General features: G+C 69.4%; 11 protein-coding genes. 5 read left to right on the top strand and 6 right to left on the bottom strand.

The window, feature by feature from the left end:
* Nucleotides 1–9: 9 nt before the first annotated feature.
* From V7793_RS03095 to V7793_RS03085, 3 genes are read right to left on the bottom strand one after another with little or no spacing between them, the layout of a single operon-like run.
* On the bottom strand, nucleotides 10–3747 hold the full coding sequence (locus tag V7793_RS03095) for a hypothetical protein (RefSeq protein ID WP_335581315.1): 3738 nt from the start codon (nucleotides 3745–3747) through the stop codon (nucleotides 10–12).
* The gene (locus tag V7793_RS03090) at nucleotides 3740–5017 is read right to left on the bottom strand and encodes a restriction endonuclease-related protein (protein ID WP_335581314.1); all 1278 of its coding nucleotides are present in this window, start codon (nucleotides 5015–5017) and stop codon (nucleotides 3740–3742) included. Before V7793_RS03090 ends, V7793_RS03095 begins: the two co-directional genes overlap by 8 nt.
* Nucleotides 5010–6647, bottom strand: a complete 1638-nt coding sequence (locus tag V7793_RS03085) for a PD-(D/E)XK nuclease family protein (protein WP_335581325.1) — start codon at nucleotides 6645–6647, stop codon at nucleotides 5010–5012. The genes V7793_RS03090 and V7793_RS03085 overlap by 8 nt, the downstream gene beginning before the upstream one ends.
* 288 nt (nucleotides 6648–6935) lie before the next feature.
* Here V7793_RS03085 and V7793_RS03080 point away from each other — a divergent pair, with 288 nt between their 5' ends.
* Nucleotides 6936–8420 (top strand): serine/threonine-protein kinase, encoded by a 1485-nt coding sequence (locus V7793_RS03080; protein ID WP_335581313.1) that lies wholly within the window; start codon nucleotides 6936–6938, stop codon nucleotides 8418–8420.
* A gap of 121 nt (nucleotides 8421–8541) precedes the next feature.
* Here V7793_RS03080 and V7793_RS03075 read toward each other — a convergent pair whose 3' ends face one another.
* Complete coding sequence (locus V7793_RS03075; RefSeq protein ID WP_335581312.1) at nucleotides 8542–10563, bottom strand: N-6 DNA methylase; 2022 nt, start codon at nucleotides 10561–10563, stop codon at nucleotides 8542–8544.
* 361 nt (nucleotides 10564–10924) lie between these two features.
* Here V7793_RS03075 and V7793_RS03070 point away from each other — a divergent pair, with 361 nt between their 5' ends.
* The gene (locus V7793_RS03070; protein ID WP_335581311.1) at nucleotides 10925–11377 is read left to right on the top strand and encodes a hypothetical protein; all 453 of its coding nucleotides are present in this window, start codon (nucleotides 10925–10927) and stop codon (nucleotides 11375–11377) included.
* A gap of 163 nt (nucleotides 11378–11540) precedes the next feature.
* Nucleotides 11541–13556, top strand: coding sequence for an NB-ARC domain-containing protein (locus V7793_RS03065; RefSeq protein WP_335581310.1), 2016 nt, complete (start codon nucleotides 11541–11543; stop codon nucleotides 13554–13556).
* A gap of 16 nt (nucleotides 13557–13572) precedes the next feature.
* Here V7793_RS03065 and V7793_RS03060 read toward each other — a convergent pair whose 3' ends face one another.
* Nucleotides 13573–15255, bottom strand: coding sequence for a hypothetical protein (locus V7793_RS03060; protein ID WP_335581309.1), 1683 nt, complete (start codon nucleotides 15253–15255; stop codon nucleotides 13573–13575).
* A gap of 426 nt (nucleotides 15256–15681) precedes the next feature.
* Between V7793_RS03060 and V7793_RS03055 the strand changes: the two genes are divergently transcribed.
* Both V7793_RS03055 and V7793_RS03050 read left to right on the top strand, forming a co-directional pair.
* Nucleotides 15682–18270: a GmrSD restriction endonuclease domain-containing protein gene (locus V7793_RS03055; RefSeq protein ID WP_335581308.1), complete on the top strand. Its 2589-nt coding sequence runs from the start codon at nucleotides 15682–15684 to the stop codon at nucleotides 18268–18270.
* Nucleotides 18271–18454: 184 nt separating this feature from the next.
* Nucleotides 18455–18895 (top strand): DUF3320 domain-containing protein, encoded by a 441-nt coding sequence (locus V7793_RS03050; protein WP_335581307.1) that lies wholly within the window; start codon nucleotides 18455–18457, stop codon nucleotides 18893–18895.
* Between the two features lie 329 nt (nucleotides 18896–19224).
* On the opposite strand, the gene V7793_RS03045 is transcribed toward V7793_RS03050, so the two are convergent.
* The gene (locus V7793_RS03045; RefSeq protein ID WP_335581306.1) at nucleotides 19225–20673 is read right to left on the bottom strand and encodes a hypothetical protein; all 1449 of its coding nucleotides are present in this window, start codon (nucleotides 20671–20673) and stop codon (nucleotides 19225–19227) included.
* Nucleotides 20674–20721 lie beyond the last annotated feature (48 nt).

Here is a 20721-nt window from a genome sequence, read left to right as displayed (position 1 = left end):
CGAAGTGCGTCAGTCGACCTTGTGCGGGCCGGGTGGCGCCTCCAGGCCGCACAGTGCCTCGTACAGCGGGCGGTAGAGCAGCTTGACGAGTTCGGTGTCGGCGGGGTTGGGGTGCGTGCCATTGCCGGGGCTGCCGGACGGTGCGAAATAGGGGGCGAGGACGTCCCGGAGCCGGACGAGCAGCCCCGGGTCGCTGTCGCGGCGGGTGCGCCGTTCCCGCCCGAAGGCCGGCGCCTGGGCGGCCGCGAGCTGCGGTGCGAAGGCGGCATCGACGAACACGACGCGGGCGGGTACCCCGCCGCGGACGAGGCGTCCGATGACCTGCCAGATGGTGACGAGCTGATCCCAGACGAAGGACTTCTTCTCCTCGTCGGAGAGCGAGGAGTAGATGTAGGGCCGTGACAGTACGTGCCGCCAGACGCGGCGTGCGGTGGTCCGGAAGGCGCTGCCGGCCACGTGCAGGTCGTCGGCCTCGGCCACCAGGTCGCCGAACGTCCCTTCCGGCCCGGTCAGCTGACCGCGTACGAAACGGCTCGCCCAGTCGTTGATGGCGAAGACGGCCAGGGAGAGGTCGTCAGGACGGGGGTGGGGGCGGACCATGAACAGGACCGTTCCGAACGCTGCCACTCGCTCCTCGCCGGGCCGCTGGGGTGCGGTGAGGATGTTGTGGCCACGCTCGACGGCGAGGAGGGGGGCCACGAGCAGTTCGGCGTCCGGGTCGTCGGCGAAGGAGGCGAGGTCGCCGCGCCGCACCGCTCCCGCGCTCGTCGGCTTACTCCCCGCTGGTGCCGCGCCGTCGATGGCGGTCTCCAGTTCGGCGTCGTCGGCGGCCAGGACGCGTACCCGGCCGCGCCAGCGCGGGATCTCGTCCAGGGCGGTGGCCGCCACCTTGGCCTCCGCGTAGCTGGCCACGAGGAGCAGGGCACGTTTGCGGCGCTGGTCGGGGATCTGGGCGAGTTCGCTCTGCAGGGGGGATGTGCTTCCGTCACCCCGGGGCCGGGCGAGCCGGTCGATCATCAGGCGCAGGACGTCCTCGCGCTTGTCGGGGTCCTGGCCGGAGAGCCGGATCGGCTGTCCGGCTGCGTCGTGGAGGAACTCGGTGCGGAACACGGTGTCCCGGATAGACCGCAGCGCCTTGCTCTGCGGCTTGAGGACTGCACGGACGGGGGCGAGGACGTGGGCACGGGTGGAGGTGCCCGCCCAGCTGGTGCCCGACATCAGCAGGACGTGCGGGCCGGACTGCCCTCGGCCGGGGTCGGCGCCGAGCTGGGGAAGGCTGAGGAGCAGTTCGCGGCCGATGCCCGCACAGCGGAAGAAGCGCAGGGTGCCGGTGCGGTGTCCGTCCTTGTTGCGGGCGGCGGCCCGTTCGTCGACCAGGTACTGGAAGCCGAGGACATTGCCCATGGGGGCCTCGGGCAGCAGTGGCGCGTAGTCGAGGGGTGGGCGCCGGGTCAATTCGTGGCTCGCCGAGTCGAGCCGTAGCGCGGCCTCCACCTGGGGCCACAGAAACGTCACCCGGTCCAGGCGCTGATGCAGAGCGGCGAGAACCAGGGTGAACTCCAGTCGGCGCGCGTTGAGCTCACGCCACTCCTCGGTGAGGGGCACGTCGTGGGGTGCAGGTTCCTTGCCGCGACCGACGACTGGCGCAGGACGCTGCTCCGGCCCCGGTGCTCCGACGAGGAACGAGTCGAGGAGCGCGCGGACGCGGCGTCGCGTCCGCTTCTCGTCGAGGGTGTGCAGGACGTCGTGGGCGAGGGCGGTCAGCTGGTCGGCGGGGGTCAGGTAAGGACCGCGCCCGCCGAGCGGATCGTCGCGGAACGTGTCGAAGAACTCGGTGATCTCGGTGCGACGCTGAGACCAAGGGGCTTCTGGCGCAGAGGCCTTACCGTCGTTCCCGAACCCGTCCTCGTCCTCGTACAGTGCGCTCTCGTCCTCCACGTTCCCTTCGTCCACGCCGTCCGGTCGTTCCGCGTTCCGTCCTTGCGCCGGCGGGTACCAGGCGTGCAGCAGCTTCTCCTGAAGCGTCCACGCGCTGAAGTAGTCGATTTGCGCCCAGTTCCGTAGTCCTTCGTCGTCGATGAGCATGGCGTACAGCCGGTCCGCGGCGGATCCGACGACGTCCAGGGCGGCGGACCATCGCTCCACGTCCTGGTCGGAGAGCTGCAGTCGTCCCTGGCGGGCGAGCTCGGCGATCTCATGGGTCTGCAACTGGTCGAGCCAGGAGTCGGAGACACCGGTGGTGACGAGCGTGGCTGACGGTGCGAACATCTGGTCGAGCTGCATCTGCACGCGGTCGGCCTCGTCGACGATGACGATGTCGCTGCGCAGACAGGCCAGTTCCAGGTAGCGCAGACGCTCGGCGTTGAGCTGGCGCGGTACCGCCGTCTGGACGAGGCTGGCCGGGTTGGCCACCCAGATCAGGGCGTCCACGAGGTCGCGCGCGGAGGAGTGCCGGGGGCAGGCGCTCCACAGCGGGCAGGCGTGCGGGGTACCCATGTGATCTTCGTCGGCGTCGTCCGCAGGGGTCTCTCTCCCGGTGACTCCGCGGGCGCGTTCGAGTTCGCGTACAGCACGCTCGGCCGCAGGTTCCTCGATGGTCTCCTTGCGCCGTGCGGGGTGGAGGGCACCGCACGGCGCGTCGGTGTAGCGCAGCGGCTCCGAGGCGTCCAGCGCGCGCAGGGCGTCCAGCGGGCAGGCGGTGCTGAGGTGCGTGAACACCGAGCCGGTGTGAGTCAGCAGCGAGTGCGCTCCGCGTGCGGCGAGCCGGCGGTGTAGTCGCTGCGTGTGCTGGGGCCGTGTCGTCCCGCCCTGGACCAGGGCCGCGCTCAGATCGAGTGCGCGGAACAGTTCGGTCAGGGCGAGCTGTTCGGCCACGTCACCGACGACGAGTGTGATGCGCAGCCCGTTCTGGTGCGCCCAGACGGCGAGCAGCGTCATCAGGGTCGACTTGCCCGCCCCGACCATGCCGACGAGGTGGGTGAGCTGGTCGAGCGGCAGTGCGGAGGCTGCTTCGAAGGCCGTCCCGTCCGCGGTGCGGGTGTCGAGGTCGAGGTGGCCGAGGCGCTGCTCCCAGTTTCCCGCCTTGAGTCCACGCCGTGCTCCCTCCTCGTCCATCCACCGTGCCACGTTGGAGAGTTCATCGAGTGGGACGTCGAGAGGGCCGGCAGTTGCCGGGCGTTCGGCGGCGAGGGGATGGCCGGGGAAGGGTTCCCGTACGAGGTCGGCGGGGACGGTGACGGAGGTGCGCCGATGGTGGCGGTCCATGAAACGGTGCTCACCGGCTTCTGCCTGCGGGAGCGGCTTGGTGGCGAAGCCCGGGAGGTTCGCGAGCGCATCGTCGTAGGTGGCGAAGCGATCGGCGGCCAGCTTGAGGGGAACCCGGTAAGCGGGTTGGCCGGCAGCCGGGACACGGTACGCGCGCAGCCGTTCGGGCAGTGCCAGGTAGGCGTCCAGGCTCTGCCGCCACATCCGGCCACGGCGCATCGGCCACAGCAGGTGTCGGGCGGCGGTCAGCGCGACCTGTTCGGCCGCGTCGGTGGGGAGTTTCGCGGCGCGCACGAAGGCCGGACCGTAGCCGCCGAGAAGAGTCCACGTCCCGTCGACGGCATGGCCGGGAGCCACGGTCTCCATCAGCCGCAGAGCGAGTTCGACCTGGCAGAGCAGGGCGGGCCGGGTCCGGGCGTGCTCCTCGGGCCAGGGGCCGAGCGCGGCGACGATCGGCTGGTACCAGCTGCTGCGGTCACGCACGGGCCGCTCCGTCCTTTCCGGCGCCGCGGGTCGGCGTCGCGTGTTCTCCGGTCGGCAACGACGCCGTATGCCCGGTTGCCCGGTCCCTTCTCGGTGCCGGGATCTGCTCGGTTCGGTGGGGTGCGATGGAGGCATCCGGTCCACGTTCACCGGACAGCCGCAGCCGCGCGGCCCGCTTCAGCTGGTCGTACGTCAGCAGGCGCAGACCGCCCGCCTCAGCGCTCCGTTCCCTGGCGTAGATGTCGAGATAGTCGCGGCGCGCGCGCACCCTGAACCCCGGCACCACCCAGCAGGCTTCGTCGTACGGGGGTTCGGCGCGGACCGCGGTCGCGGAGCGCCCGAGGAAGGCCGGGTGGGCCCAGTCCTTGACGTCGACGGCCCACACATGACCGTCGGGGAAGGTCACGCGCAGGTCGTACGCGTCGAAGCCCGGCCACATCTCGACGGTGAGCCCCAGGGCACGCAGCTCGGTCTCCAGTGAGGTCTCGGCCTGTCCGGGGCCGGTAACGAACTGTCGTATCGGTTTGCGCAGTTGACGCAGCTCTCCTGCCTCTGACGCGACGAGCATCCGGCCATGGGGTGCGGGGCCCCGGTGCCGGCACTGGTCACGCTCGCACCACCACTCGGTGTCGGACACCGGGTGGAGCAGCGTCAGACAGCGGTGGCAGCACAGGTACGCCCCGTCCCGCCGGAACCCGAGGGGGACGGGGGCGTAGATCTCCTCGACGAGGAAGCGGACGGGGTCGAGGAAGAGGTCGGTGCTGACCTCGACCCAGTCCGCCTCGGTGAGGACGGGCCGGGTGACCAGAAGGCGGCGGAAGGCCGTGTACGACTCCGGCGACGACATGGCGCGGCAGGCGCGCAGGGCTTCGTGGATGACCAGGCGGTCGTACTGCCGTCCGGTGCTGTCGCCGTATCCCCGCACGGCCAGTTCGTGGCAGAGTTGCGAGGGCTCTCCCGAGTCCTTGTCGATCAGCCGGTCGCCGGCATCGAACAGGTCGGTGGGCAGGCGGTCGAGGGGCCAGCTGCCCAGGGGACGGGCGCGGGCCCAGCGCATCATCTCGGGCACCCCGGCCGGGGGCCTGGCCCCGTTGCGCAGGCACTCGAGCACCAGGGCATCCAGGGCCCGCTGCGCGGTGGCCGGGTAGGGCAGGACGAAGGAGTCGAGCCGGTCGACGGCCGCCAGGTGCAGGACGGCAGTGGCGACATTCCGCAGCAGGACGACATCGGGGTTGGACAGCCAGTCCGGTACGAGTTGCTGGTCAGTCATGGGCCGGGGTGTCTCCTCGCGGCGGGGCCTGCGCGTCGGATCCTTCCGGGCGCGGGTGGTCGGTGACGTAGGCCGTGCCGGGCCGGCACCAGGTCCGTGCCTGACAGCCGTGGCAATGGCGCCCGGTCCTCGGCGCGTACGTGGTGTCGTCCAGGAGCGGCTGGGCGAGGTCGGCGATGACGGTCCGGGCCTCGTCGACGTTCTCGGTGCGGCCGGGATCGACGCGTTCGAGCCGGCTCTCACCGTGCTCTTCCCGCAGATGTTCCAGCTCCACCCAGGAGTGGCGCGGAGAGTCACCGAGGGCTCCCGCGTGAAACAGCAGTACACCGAGGGCGAGTTGCGGGTACGTACGGAGCAAGGACTGCCGTTCCCACAGGGGGCGCCCCGATGTCTTGGTCTCACGCCAGATCCACCGCCCACGATGCGTGTACACCAGGTCGGGTTTGGCGAGGACGACGACATCGAGTTCGGGCACGTAGGCCGTCACCCGATGCTGTACGAGCACCTGCTCGTCGGCATCGAGTCCGTTGAGCGGGCACAGCAGCCGGTGCTCGGCGAGCATTCCGACGGCCTCACGTGCGGAGGCGTCGTCGAGTCCGGTCCTGGCGCGTATCGCGGCCAGGTCGGGTATCTTGCGATCCCGGCAGCCCTGCACCGGGCGTTCGGCGTGCTGCTCGTCGAGCCATGCGTCGACGGCGCGTCCGCGCTGGGCTCCCCGGTTTTCGGTGGAAAGGTCGTTGAGGTGCAGACGGCGCACCAGGTGGTACTGGGCGGGGCATTCGGCGTGCAGGCGCAAGTCCCAGGCGGAGACGGAGCGGCGATTGCGCACGAGGGCAGGGGGTAGCCCGCCCCACAGCCGCGGGGTGCGCTTCAGGTCCGTGCAGCCGCTGGTGGCCTTGCAGTCGACACAACTCTCCCCCGGCCGTGTGCCGGTCCCGGACGCGGCCGCGCGGAAGGCGGGCACGGCATGGTCCGTGAACCGCTGCTGCGCCTCGGCGGGACCCTCATAGAGCAGTCTCTCCACTGAGCCGTCGGCACAGCCGACGTCGAAGACGCGGACCAGTCGGGGCGGGTGGGTGCCGTCGGTCTCGGTGGCTGGAGGAATGGCGCGGGCCTTGCGCCGGGGTGTTGGCGCCCCGTACGCCATGACCTGGGCCACGGCCGCGAGTTCCGCGTCGGGGCGTCCCCTCTTGGCCCGGCCCAGGGAGGGGAGCCACAGGTCGCGCACCGTCCCGTCGGCGGAGGCGTACATGCGGCCCCAGAGAGTGTGTTCGTACTGCCGTGCGCCGCGCGGGTCGGGGGCATCCGTGAGGCGTGTGCGCAATGTCCACGGCTGTTTGACCGGGGCGGTCAGGGGCAGTCCGGCCACGGCGGCGGCCTGTTCCCGTGTGCGGGCAGTCACGTAGCGCTCCAGGGCGTGGGCAGTCCAGGCCAGGTGAGCGGGGTGGACGGGCGCGCCCCAGCCCCGGAAGGAGCCGCGGGTGTTGCGGAGTTCCTCGCGGATCCGCTCGACGGGCCAGCCGTCGTGCTCCCAGAGGTCGAGTGCTGTGAAGAGCGGGCCGAAGGGGAACTCCTCGCGCGGGGTGGGGCGGAACGGTACGGGCGGTTCTGCGACGAGCAATGGCCGCATGGCGGTGCGCTGGTGCGTTGGGCAGGCCGCGGCATCGGGCCGGGCCATCCGGGGACTTGCCCTGATCAGCCAGTCTTGGCCGGTGATGCCCGGTAGGTTCTGCATGGTGACCCCCGTGGACGGCGGCATGGCAGGAGAGTGCCCAGGGCCGGCGGAACTCCGGGGAATCCGGGCGCTGTGCGAGCATGTCATACGTCTGTGAACTAAGTCCATGCACGTTTCATGCCGTGATCGCTTCACGTTACTCTGGTGTGCCTGATATGGCGCAGGAGTGCGAAGGGGCACGGCGTGGACGCGGATACGTACCAGCCCGGCGCGGGTGATCTGATCGACGGGCGTTACGAGTTGAAGGACTCACTCGGCAAGGGCGGGATGGCCCATGTCTGGCGGGCCCGAGAGGTGTCCGGGGGCCGCGAGGTGGCGGTGAAGTTCCTGCGCCACGACGCCGAGGCCCTGTACTGCCTCGACCCGCATGAGCGGGAGGCCGAACTCCGCGTCAGGAACGCCCGGTTCCGGCGAGAGGCCGGGCTCCTGGGCACGCTCGACCACCCGGGCATCACGGAGCTGTACGGGAGTGGATCGCACCAGGGCGTGCCGTACATCGCCATGCGCCTGGTGGCCGGAGTGAGTCTGCGGACCTTCCTCGACGAGCACAACCCGCTGCCGCTGGCCGCGGCGGTCGCCGTCGCCGTGCAGATGGCCGGGGCGCTGGCCTGCGCGCACACGCTTCCTGTGGTGCACAGGGACCTCAAACCCGCCAACATCATGATCGACAACGGCGGCGCGGTCGTCCTCATCGACTTCGGCATCGCCAAGCCGCTGCGCGCCGACGCCACGCGGTACACCGCGCACGGCTCGACACTGGGCACCCGCGGCTATCTGGCACCCGAGCAGCTCCTGGAACTGGAGCCCACCCCACGCACGGATGTCTACTGCTTCGGGTGCATCTTCTACGAACTCCTCACAGGGCGCCCCCCGTTCCCGCTCGGCGCAGAGTCCGGGCTGGCCGACAAACACCTCCACGAGGAGCCGCTGCCGCCGAGCGTGTACGCTGCGGGCATCCCGGAGGCGATCGACGACCTCGTGGTGCGGATGCTCGCCAAGAGAGCCGAGCAGCGCCCGCCCGTCGAAGAAGTCCTTGAGACCCTCGCTCCGTTCGGCCCCCGGCCCGGCGACCCGGAGCCCCGGCCGCGCACCTGCCCGGACCCGACCGCCCCCCTGCGCCGGCCACCGGACAGGGCTCCACAGCCACATCCCGCCCCCGCCGTCCATGCTGCCACATCCGCGACGGGTGAGGAGGAGTGGCTGGACAACCGTGAGATCGAACATCTTTGCACGCTGGCCGAGTCGGAGATCGACGCTGGTGAACCGGGCGAGGCGGCCGGACGCCTGCGGGGGCTGACCGCCCGGGTCCGCAAGGAATGGGGAGAGCGCCGCCCCCTGGTGCGCCGCGTGTGGCAGGGGGCCGCGGACGGGTTGCGCCTCGTCGGTGACTTCGGCTCCGCGGCCCGCCTCTACCAGGGAATCGACGACGACCTCATCCACGGGGAGGGGCCGGCCGAGCGCGCCGAACGCGCTGTGGTCCGGTTGCGCCTCGCCGAATGCCGCCTCGCCTTCGGTGAGCTGGACGCTGCCATCACTGTGGTCGACGCGGCGGGACGCACGGCCGCGGGCCTGCCACCGGAAATCGCGGCTCGCGTCGAGGCCGTGCGCGGCGCGGTCGACGCCCAGCTCACGGCCCGGCTCGCGGGCCCGGGTGAGCTGGGGGCGTGACCGCCGGCTGGGCGCCCAGGGATGTGGCCCGGGAGTGGTACGGACCCGGCCACGCGGTCCTCGCCGGCCGAGCGCGACTGCCTGGAGGCCGCGCCGGCGAGGGCGCCGGAATCCGCTGCCCCTACGCTCCGCCCGCCAGGTGTCCGGCCGCCAGTTCGTCGCCGAGGTCACGGACGAGACCCCGGCCGAGATCGGCGGCGCGGAGCACCGTCCGCTCGAAGGCGGCCAGTTCGCGGAACGCCTCGCCGTAACGCCGCTGCTCACCGAGAGGTACCTGGCGGACCTGGAGGCGACGGACGTCGATGCGGGAGGAGCTGGTCGTGTGGGTTCCGGCCTGCCGGGCGTTGGCCGGGGCACGGAGCGAACCGGCGAGGAACCACGGGTCGAGCTGCTCGGGATGCACGCGCACCGCGTGCAGTTGCGGGCCGAGGGCGGTCGGCGGCCCTTCGTGGACCCAGGCGGAGAACGCCCGGGTCACCCCCACCACCACGATGTCCCCGGGTTCGGCGATCACAGCCCCGCAGGCCACCGCGTCATCCGGGGCGAGCCGGCCTCGCGGCTCGCCGCCCGTCAGCAGGTCGGGGACGGTGAGCAGGGGAATATCGTCGCCGGACGGCGGACCGGTACGGATCGACTCCTCCGGCGGTTGCTGGCCGCTGCGCAGGGTGAGCGCCCCGGCCCGGGCCAGTTCGGCGACCGTGGTCGCCGTCGGCGTGTCCGCCGTGGCCGCGGTGAGGTGGAGCGTCCCAAGCAACCGGGCCGATGTGTCAACGCTCCGCGTCAGTCCGGTGAACTCCCGCCAGGATTCGGTGAGCCGGTCCGCGACGTTCGCCGGGGACGGGTTGATGTGTCGGCCCGGCGTGAGGTCGACTTCGCCGTCGAGGAGTTCAATGACGGGCACCTGCCGCACGTAGGCGGAGGTTTGCGAGGGATCGGCCTCGGTGACGGCCTCGTGTACGAAGGCGCTGATCGCCGCCCAGTCGGGGAGCCACTCCCGCTCCGTGGGCCGGGGGAACCGTGACACCGCGTCGACGACCAGCAGCCGTCCACCCGCCTGTGGCTCCTCCCCGGGTGCCGGTGTCCGCAGCACCCACAGGTGCAGGGAGACGCTGTGCGGGGCCGCGCATCCCGGCGGCAGCGCGACCACGGTGCGCAGATGACCGGTGCGCAGCAGCGAGCCGCGGACGCGCCGGCCTGCTTTCCGGGCCGCCACCGTGGGTGGCAGCAGCAGTACCGCAGCGCCGCCGGGACGCAGCTGGGCCAGGCAGTGCTGGACCCATGCCAGTTCGGGCTCGGTGCGGGGTGGCAGCCCGTGGCTCCAGCGGGCGTCGGTGGCGAGCTCCTCGTATCCCCAGTCCCGTTCGTTGAACGGCGGATTGCACAGGACGATGCCGGCCGGGGTACCGGCGAAAGGATCGTCGCGCAGGGAATCTCCCGCCCGTACGTCGATATGCGTCCGCTCCCCTTCCCCCGCGCCCTTGGTGAGGTTCAGACGGGCGTCCGCCAGAGCGGCGAGGACTGGGTCGCGATCGCCTCCGAGCAGCGTGACCGTCCCGGCACCGGAAGCCTTCACGGCTTCGGCGGCGGCCGCGAGAAGGTGCCCGGTGCCGCAGGCCGGGTCCATGACCGCGACGCCGCCCGCGGCGTCGGCGGTGCTGAGGGCGAGGTCCGCCATGAGCGCGGCCAGTGGCTCCGGGGTGGTGGCGATCTGGCGCACATGGACGTCGAGCCAGCGGCGCAGGAGGAACGTGAAGGTCTCCGCGCCCCCCTCGCGCCACCCGATGTCCACGGCTTGTTCGATCAGCTCCCGCTTCTCGTCCGGGAGCTTTTCGCTCCCGCCGCCCTTACGCCCGGAGAGAAGTCCTCCCACCTCCGCGATGGCAGCCCCGGTCGCGTCGCGGCCGCCGAGCGCTTCGAAGCGGGGCCAGAGCCATTCCCGCTCGGCGGACTTCTTGAGCTTTTTGTTGTCGCGCAGCCAGCTCTCGATGTCGGTCATGGCGAACTGCGGGTTCACGTCGGTGCCGGCGATCCGCTCAGGGAAGGATGGATGTCGTCGCCGCCAGTTACTCACGGCGGCTCGCCCCACCCCCGCGAGACGGGCGATTTCCGCCAGGGTCACTGGTACGACACGCGATGTGGACATCTGAACTCCTCAGGGCGTTTTTGGTCGAACGAGGAGATTTCCCCACGGGTGCGTGATCAAGCCACCCTGCGCCCCCCTACTGCGCCCGTCAGGCTACTACGACCATTGACTTTGTTCACAGGTCGGGGGTGGCCGTTTAGACGCCATGCTTCACCAGTCGAGAAACGCGCTCGGCCGCGCGCTGTACGACACGTGCAGTGCCTCCCTGGCCTGGATGCACGCCACGAAGAGCAGGCGCCGTTCGGTGGCACCTCGGCGCGGTTGACAGGGGTCGCCACGCCGATTACCGACTACCCAAGTCCTCGTGATCTCCCTACCGTGGCTTCGGTGAGTTCGCTGATCTGTGGTGCGAGGGGGATCGATGGAGGCCGAGTTGGCGGCGCTGGCGGCGTCGGGGGCGACGACGTTGGTCGGGCTGATGGTGTCGGAGACCTGGTCGCAGGCGCGCGAGCGGGTGGTGCGGTTCTTGGCCCGGGGTGGGGCTGGTGGTCCAGTCGACGAGGAGCTGCGGTTGTCCGAGGAAGAGCTCGTGGCGGCTCGTGAGTCCGACGACGAACCGGCTGTGACGGACATCGAGGCAGAGTGGCGGATGAGACTGCGTCGCGCTCTGCAGGCGGACCCGGGCGCCGCGGAGGAGCTTCGGTTGCTCCTGGCGGAGCTTGCGCCTGGAGTGGAAAGTGACACCTCCATCACCGTGCGCAACAGTATCAGTGGTGGTGTGCAGAACGGGCCCGTGTTTCAGGGCCAGCAGTTCTCCAGCCTGACGTTCCACAGCTCGGGTACTGTCCCGCCGGGACAGAGTGCGGGGCAGTGAGGTGGCTGAGGGTTTCGGTGACCGGTGCGCGGAGCCGTACGTCAGGAACGAACTGTCCGGGAGCGTCAACGGGCCGAGCGTTCAGGCGCAGCACATCCATGGTGGGATCACATTTAACGTGCACGCAGTGTTCCCGTCCGGCCCCGAGGCTCGACCTGATCAAGTGCCCGCCCTGACAGTCAGGTTCATCAACCGTTCGGCGGATCTCGCTTTGCTGGACGGCTGCTTGAGTGAAAGTGGAAGCGGGTCAGGCGGAGTGGGTTATGGCGTGATCTCGGGCATGCCCGGAGTCGGCAAGACCGCCATGGCCTGCCGGTGGGCGGAGAAGGCCCGGGCGCGGTTCCCGGACGGGCAGATCTACATCGACTACGCGGCGTTGCGTAACCGGGCGGGTGGTGATGTGGCAGAAGCGGTGGGTATGTGCCTGAGAGCGCTTGGGGTGGACGATGCCTACGTCCCGAAGTCTTTGGAAGAGCGGGCTTCGCTGTTCCGGTCGAGGACCGCGGACCGGTGCGTCCTCGTGGTTCTCGACGACGTCAACCAGCCGGCCCAGGTCACACCCCTCGTACCCAAGGGGCCGGGGAGCGTCGTGCTGGTCACGAGCAACGGAAAGCTTTCCGAACTGGCCCTGGACGGGGCCCGTCCGGTCCACCTGGACCCACTGGGCATGGACAGTGGCCTGCGGTTGCTGGCCGACCGGTGCGGCGAAGCGGCCGTGGCGTCCGAGCGACAGGCGGCCGAGCGACTCGTAGGGTTCTGCGGGGGCCTGCCGAAGGCCCTGCAGTTAGCGGCAGCCCGCCTCCTGCCCGCAGGAGACCTGACGATCAGTGAGCTCGCTGAGGAACTGGCTGACGAAACCCGTCGCCTGCAAGGGCTGTCGCTGGGAGGGGACCACTCCGTGTCGGCCGTACTCGAAGTGAGCTACCGCGATCTGCCACCGGACGCCGCGCAGCTCTACCGAATTCTGGGGTGGCTTCCCGGCCTCACCTTCGACGCCGGGACGGTCGCCCGCGCCGCGGACGTCGATGTGTCGACAGCCAGAGCTCTGCTGGGCACCTTGGTGAAGTCGCACCTCCTGGATATGACGAAGGACCGCCGCTACCGCTTCCACGATCTTGTACGCCTGCATGCCCGGGAGCGCGCCGAGCAGCAGGACTCGCGGTCGACGCAGCGTGCAGTGGTGGACCGCGTGGCCACCCACTATCTGGCTCTCACCGCATTCGCCGACCGTGCGGTACGGGAGGATCGGTTGCGGATCGCGAACCTGACTGAGCTCCTTCGTAGCGCCCCGAACCCCTTCTCGGCAAAAGAGGGGCCGGCCCCTCTGGAGTGGTTGGACACTGAGCGCGCAACGATCCTCGCCGTACTGCGGGAGGCATCACGACTGGCTCTGCACAAGCATGTATGGCAGCTGGCGGAGGCTTTCACGGTGTTGTTCCTGCACCGCAGATACCTGGGGGAGTGGAAGGAGTCCCTGGAGCTGGGCGCGAGGGCGGCGGCGGAGGCCATGGTGCCGGCGGCGGAGGCCCGGCTGCGCAGCCTCCTGTCGCGTCCGCTGATGGATCTCGGGCAGTACGACCAGGCGCGCACGGAGCTCGAGACAGCCGTCGCATGTGCGGAGGTTTCTGCCCACACCGCGCTGAGCGCTTCCGTCCACGAGTTCTTCGGGCGCTACTGGGACCGCTTCGACGCCGACCACGCCGTACAGGCATACCGGCGGTCTGTCGAGCTCAACATCGAGGCCGAGGAGTGGCGCGGGGTGGCCATCGCCACGTATTTCCTGGGCTGCGCGCAGGACACCGCCGGTCACCATGGCAAGGCGCTGACCACTTTGCGCAGTGCCCATCAGGGACTCGTGGATCGCCGCGACAGCCGTATGGCGGCCAGGGTCATGGTTGCCATCGGCGTCGTCCACGAGCATCTTGGTGACATGGACGCGGCGAAGCGTGTGCTGAGCGACGCGGTCCGGGAACTCGAGGCGCAGCAGGCGAGCCACTACGAGGCGCAGGCCCGGGTCCGGTTCGCAGACCTTCTCGAACGGACGGACGGCGCCCAGGACGCCGTACGTGAACACCTGACGCGTGCCCACGAGATCTACCAGGCAGGCGGCAGCCCGGAGGCCGAGATGCTGACGGAACGCCTTGACCGCATGGAGGCATCGGATGACGGTGTGGGCTGACGGGGCAGGGCTCGTGTCAGGGCCAGGAGCCGGTCGACGACCGAGGCCGCAGGCGTAGCGTGACCTCTTCCTCGCGCACGTCACCGATCCGCAACGTCATGAACGCATCGTCGAGCGGGAGCCCGGCACGCAGGCAGGTGTAGACCACGGCGGCCGACAGCTCCGGGGCGATGGTCGGGCCGGTGACTGTCGCCTCCACGATCCGCCCGTCACGTGTGCCCACCAGGAAGCCGCCTCCGCTCAGCGCCACGGCAACGACGCGACTGCCGGGAAAGCGGCTCAGTGTGTCCTGGATCCAGACAAGGGCCCTGATTGTGGTGGGAGCAAGGTCTCGGCGCACCAGTACCGAGGCGCTCTCAGCGAGGCGGTGGTCCCGTTCCTCCTGGTCGCAAGCAAGATGCAGATATGTATCAGCCGCTTCCTCGTGGTCGCCGGAAACGGCCGCAGGGTGACGGCGTACCGTGACCACCGGGTGTCCGGCCGCGGATGAGGTGACGGCGGTGCTTACCATCCATGAGGTGACGGTCGCGGCCGGCGGGCCGGGCTGGGGCAGCGACAGCAGGGGCGGTGGGCCGGTGGTGGGCTCCGTCAGCTTCAGCAGGCGGTACAGAGTCGTACGGAGCCGAGCGAGTGCCTGCCCCGGTTCCGCGAAGGCGAGCTCGGAGATCGCGGCGTATCGCTCGCGAGTGTGGTCCTGCACTGCGGCCTCGATTTGCAGGCGCAGGTCGCCTCGCGGATCTAGGCGGGGAGCGGTTTGCCCCAAGTGGGCGACCGCTGTGCCGGGTACCGCGTCACTGCCGAAAGCCGCGAGCAGTACCGGTTTGCCGAGCGCGGCGCCCATGAGCGTCACCGATCCGTGGTCCCCTACGACCACAGACGCTGCAACGAGCGCGGAGCGCCAGGCATGGACCGTCGGCATCATCAGCAGCCCGGCCTCCAGCGCCGCAGCCTGCAGGGTACGGACCTGCCAGGAACCGTGTGCAGACCACACGTTGGGATGGATGATCGCAGCTACCCGGTACTCGTCATAGGGCAGCGAGGCCAACAGCTCGGCCGACAATTGCGGGTATTGGCTGAGCAACGACGTCGGACCCCAGGTGGAGCTGACCACGACAAGACGCCGGTTCTCGGCGACACCCAGGGCGCGCCGGTAGGCGTCGGCTTGAGGGAGACTGATGGCCAGCTCGTCGAAGCACGGGTCCCCGATCAGCAGTGTGCGGCCCGAGGTCTTCGGATGGGTGACGAGTAGCTGCTCTTCCTGATCAGGGTGCGATACGGCCAGCCATGCCCGCCCGGACTCGAGCAGCGAGTCCGGTACGACGCCGGACAACCGAGACCGTGGGGCCCGGGAATCCGGCACGAGCTTTTGGAATCCGATGCCGTGCGGTAGCACAAGGACCGGGCAGTCGCCTTGAGGAACCTCGATGTTCTCGCTGGCGGACAGGATGAGGTCAGGTGCCATGCTCCCCAGCTGCGACCAGGGCATGATCCGGCAGCCGGCGTCGCGGAGCAGATCGAGAACTCCGTCGTTGAAGGCGGAGGTGGGATCGTAGGCGAACACCACGGTGACCCGGCTGTCACCCCGCAGGAGCGCCGGCAGACATTCCAGAACTCGGGCGGTCGACGTGACCGTACGTGCTGCCACCACCAGCGTTTTCTCGCCGTGGAACGTGCTCCACCGATGAGCGTCGTCGCCCACAGGAACACGAAGATGAGTGCCGCTCCTACCGTCCACGGCCACCCCGGACGACTACCCGAGGCCCCTCGCCGGCCAGGTACGACTCAGCCGGTTCGCGGTTCGCGGTTCGCGGTTCGCGGTTCGCGGTTCGCGGTTCGCGGTTCGCGGTTCGCGGTCATGGTCGGCTATCGCATCTCAAGCGGCGGGGCAACCCTTCTGATAAACCAACTGGTCGGGAGAGGGAACCTACGATACCGGGTGGGGCGGATGAGGCTCCGCCGCCCCAGGCGCGAGCCCCACGGCGGGCCGAGGCGGTGCCCGTAAACTCCTGTGCCGCCCGGAGCCCGGTGGGCTGCGTCAGATCCAGGATCGGCATTGTCGGTGGGGGCCGTATCGTCGCTGCCAAGAGGTCCTGGTGGGGCGAGACGATCGAGGACGGACACCGTCATGCAGGCTAAAGAGACACTGTTTGCCGACCTGGTGCAGGGGCGGGCTCAGCAGTTCCAAGTCCCTCTGTACCAGCGTACGTACTCCTGGTCGGAGAAACAGCTGGCGCAGTTGTGGAACGACATCCTCGAGCAGGCTGAACTGCTCGAGTCCGGTGCCATGGTGAACACGCACTTCCTCGGTCCGGTCGTGCTTGCCCCGTCCCCTCAGAACGAGGCGACGTTCCCCCGTTGGCTCGTTGTCGACGGCCAGCAACGGCTGACCACTCTGTCCCTGGCGCTGGCAGCGATCCGTGACCACCTTGTCGACGGGCGGCCGGACGAGGCCGAGCGGATCGACGAGGAATACCTCATCAACAAGCGCAAGAAGGGTGACGACTACTTTCGCCTGCTGCCCACCCAGGCAGACCGTCCGCAGTACGCCGCACACATCCGCAGTGTCCACTCGGAGCGGTCCTCGGGGGACAGAGTCGCCGCCGCCTACCGCTTCTTCCGCCGCAAGCTGGTCGAAGCGGATGATCCGGCAGGCGTACAGGACGTGTTGCGTATCGAACAGGCGATTACGTCCCGGCTCACCCTGGTGGCGGTGACCGCCGAGCGCGGTGACAACGTCCACCGCATCTTCGAGTCGCTCAACAACACCGGATTGAAACTCAGCCAAGCGGATCTGCTGCGCAACTATTTGTTCATGCGTCTGCCGACTAGGGGTGAGCATGTCTACGAGACTCATTGGCTGCCGCTGCAAGCCAGTCTGAGCAATGACGAGCTCGAACAGCTGATGTGGCTGCAGCTGGTGCTTGACGGGGAGGACAGGGTCCGTCGGCAGGACCTGTACGCGGCGCAGCAACAGCGCTTCGAGCGCGGGAGGACGGAGGGGGCGGGTGCCGAGGCGGACGTCGAGTCCTACATCAAGGAGTTGCACCGTCGCAGCTCGCTCTTCCGCAAGCTGATCCACCCGGCGGAGGAGACCTCCCCCCTGGTCCGCGGCCACTTGAACCGGCTGCACGATTGGCAGGCCGTGGTGACCTATCCGGCGCTGATGCTGTTGCTCGATCGACGGGGCCGGGGAGAGCTGGACGACCGTGAGACAGCGCGGGCCATGTCGTACATCGAGAGCTTCCTGGTACGGCGGACAATCTGCCGGGTGCCGACGAACAACCTGAACAGGATCTTCCAGTCCGTGCCCGCCCAGCTCCCGCAGGACATGCCGGTGGCCGACGGGCTGCATCAGCTTCTTTCGGCCGATAACCGCTTCTGGCCGGATGACGAAGAGCTGCGTCAGAAGATCCGAACCGCGCCTTTCTATCAGTACGGGCGGCCGAATCAGCGCAGGCTGGTGCTCCAGAGGCTGGAAGAGAGCCATGAGCACCCCGAGCCGGTGGATTTCGGCTCGGCGCAGCTGACCGTTGAACACGTGATGCCGCAATCGCCCGGCGGGGAATGGATGCGGATGCTGCGTGAGGACGTGGCCGAGGACGAGAGCCCGGAGGACCTCCACGCCCGGTTGCAGCACACGCTCGGCAATCTGACGCTGACCGGTGTCAACTCGGAGCTATCCAATCACCCCTTCGGGCGTAAGCAGGGGCTTCTGCAAGGTAGTCATCTGGAGATGAACAGGCGCATTGCCGCAACCGAGCGCTGGGGGGCCCGGGAGATCCTCGACCGAGCTGACGAACTCGCCGACCGGGCGGTCCGGCTGTGGCCCGCCCCGCTGAGCGGTGTCGGACGCGCGGAGCGCAGCCGCGACTGGCACCTGGCCCACCAGGTTCTCGCCGGCCTTCCGCACGGCACCTGGACGTCCTACGGGGATGTGGCCGCGTTCATCGGGTCCGGAGCCCAGGCCGTGGGCAGCCATCTCGCCAAGGCGGACGGAGTGGCCAACGCGTACCGGGTGCTCAACGCCGATGGCAGGGTCGCCGAGGGTTTCCGGTGGACTGGACAAGACGGCGGCGATGTCCGTGCCCGGCTCAGTGCCGACGGCATCCACTTCACTGTCACGGGGGCGGCCGATCCGGCCCAGCGCCTCACCAGCGACGATCTCGCTCTGCTCCTCGTCGGCACCGAGGGCGAAGGCGAGTCGGCGGTGCCGGGGGAGGCCGCGCGGGACGGCGCGGAGCCGCGAGGCGAGGAGACCCGCGCTGCGAGGTTCTTCCGTCAGCTCGCGGCGGACGACACTCCCGCGACCGTGTCAGCCGTGCGCGAGCTGTTCACTCGCTGGGAGAAGCTCGGAGGCTGGATCGGTCACGGCGCCGGTGAGGTCACGACCAGTGCATTCCTCATGCTCGGGAACGCCGGCAGCCCAGGCCGGGGAATCTGGCCGCTGACCGTCTATCCGGGCAGCGGGCGCGGCGGCGTGGCGGAGGTCGTGTTCCAGCACCTGGCGAGCCGTGAGCCCTTCACAGACCGTTCTCTGCGCGCCGAACTGCTCGGCAGGCTGAACGAGCTGGAAGGCGTCTCGATTCCGGAGGGCAAGCTGGAGCTGCGCCCCAGCTTCCGGCTCTCCTTGCTGGAGAATGACCGTGACCGCGAGGCCCTGTGCGAGACGCTGGGCTGGTTCCGGGACTGCTGGGAGAGCCGGGACGCGACCTGAACCGAAGGCTGCCCTGCTCGCGCAGGGCTGCTCCCGTGGCCGGACTCCGGTGTGAGGATGCAGGAAGATGGCACTCCGGAGAAGCCAGGGCGGGGTGGGGCCATGGGCGGCTACACCGGAAGCGGACCTGAGGGCATGGACAGGCGCGCGGTCCTTCGAGCGCGGCCAGGGATGTCTGGACGCAGTGGAGGGGCCGGTTGAGGAGGAGCTGATCTTCACCAGGGTCCGCACGGCGTGGGGCCTCAACCGCTCGGGGCCGGTCGTCCGGGACAGAATCCAGTGGGCGCTGCGGAGCCTGGCACGCCAAGGCAAGATCGTGCGGACCGGGACGGCCTACGACCGGCCCGGGCGGGCGATCACCTGCATGCGCACGCCGACACCGGAGTGCAACCGGAAGGCCGGGCTCGTCCCCGCGACCGAGCGCCGGTTCGCCCTGCGCCGCGTGGTGGACGAAGGGCCAGGCACTCACCGCGAGGACCTGATGCGCGAAGCGGCGCGGCTCTTCGGCTGGACCCGGATCGGTCCCGACATCCGTCGCGCGCTGACGGCGGACATCGATGCATTGATCACCGAGGGACACGTGGTGGAGACGGAAGGCGGGATCATGCCGGTCAGTGACGAGTGAGCCACCCAAAGTCGTTTGGTCCTGGCACTGGCCGACTGCGCCCTTCCAGGTCCCAAGATCAGTGAGTCAGCTCTTCGGGACTGCGACGCTCGCTTGACGCTCAAGCGCCCTTCGGCGGTCTCCGAGCCGTTTCACAATGAGCCTGACCTGCGCTTCTGTTTCTGTCGCCGAGGTGAACTCTTTCCCGATGACGCACCATGTGGAGTGCGTCGCCATCCTGAAGCCCATGGGGAAGGACGCCTGACCCTCGGCCTGAGGCGCAGTCACGGAGACCCTGAGGTAGCGATGGCGGCCGTGCCCCGAGGCGAACGCGGACGGAAGCTCTGCCTTCAGTAGGAGTTGGGGCCGTAGGGGCTCCAGCCGTTCAGGAAGGGCTTCAAGTCCTCGGTGCGCGGTTCCGGGACCGTTGGCAGACGGGGCGGTGTGGTCAGAGGATTCAACCGTTTCAAGTGGGCGTCGGCCCAAGCGATCCACGCCTCGGCGTCGGCTCTGACCTGCCCCTTCGGCAAGCTCTCTACCTGTAGGCGGACGGCACTGAGGTACTCGGCCAGGCGGGCCGCGCGGCGCCACGCCTCCTCCTGCGCCTCCAGGTGCTTCACGCGATACGCCTCGGCGTACTCGGTGCGTGCTTGCTGCATCGCGGCTTCCCAGCGCAGCCGCTGCTGCTTTGCCGCCTCCAAGTCGGCCAGCCGCTTGCGTTCGGCGGCTTCTCCTCGGAGATCCACCTCCTGCACGACCTCCGCGAGCTGATCCTCGAGGGTTCGGTCCGGAATGTCTGCCCATTCACTGGCCCGGTGCGGCCGGCCGCCGCTGAGAACGATCCGCAGGCGGTCGGCAGGGGTGTAGTCGAACCGAGGAATCTTGACCCAGGAGTACCTCTTGGCCTCTGCGAGTTCCTTCTCGGTGGGCGTGTGCTCGCTCCGATCCTGTTCCTGGATGATGAGGACGCCGCACTCCTGCCCCTGAGCGGTGATCGTGAAGTGGGGATCGGCACTTCGCCGCCGATGCGGCAAGGGCGCGCCACGAGTCGCCCCGGCCTTATTGCTGTGGCCTCGCTTCTGAGTTGCGGTGATGAGCGCTTGAACAAGCCTCAATGCTCGCGCTTGCACGGCCTTGGTCAGCCCCATGGGCGGGGATTGGCTTTGCAGGGCTCTGACCACGGCATGGGGCTGAGTGAGTCTGACAGGTACGGGGATGGGTTCGAGGACGGCCAGGCGCCAGGCAGGGATGTCTGTCAGCCGGATTTCGTAGCCCTCGCGGCACCAGTTTCCGTGCAGGTCCTTCGTCTTGGGAACCCTTCCGGACCTGCGCGCCGCGCTGACGCGGGCCGGCCAGTTCACGGCATTCGGGCCGCGTGCACTGCTCTTGACGATCCGGCCTCCCGCTTCGGCCAGTTCCTCCAGAAGCTGCTCGGTGACCGTCTTGCGTGTCTGCTGTGCCTGTGGCGCCTTCCGCGGGGCAGCGGGCGCAGCCGGTCCTGCGACTGTGCCACTGCCGCTGGACGTGGCGGGAACCGTGGGAGCCGACTTCTCCACTGGTCTGGTGCGTCTGACCAGAGGCTGGGCAGGCGGGTAGTTCCCGTGTTGGAGATGGTGCCGGCCGGCACTGGTCAGAGCGGTGCTCCACTGCCCCCGCCGCTTCGTGACCGTGAGCAGTCCGCGGTTCTGCAGGGCCTGGCAGGTGATCTTGTAAGAGCTGCCCTCCCATACACCGTCGGGGCAACCTCGCTGGACCCACCGCAACACTGCTAGCTGACGTTCATTGAGCTTCTGTTTCACATGAGCCTCCAGCCGGAGCGATAATACGCCGCCGGTCGCGAGCTGTGA

It is taken from the genome of Streptomyces sp. KLMMK (genome assembly GCF_036961605.1).
In the GTDB taxonomy this organism is placed as follows: domain Bacteria; phylum Actinomycetota; class Actinomycetes; order Streptomycetales; family Streptomycetaceae; genus Streptomyces; species Streptomyces telluris.
The sequence above is the reverse complement of the archived record's forward strand: the minus strand, read 5'-3'. Positions and strand labels throughout refer to the sequence as shown.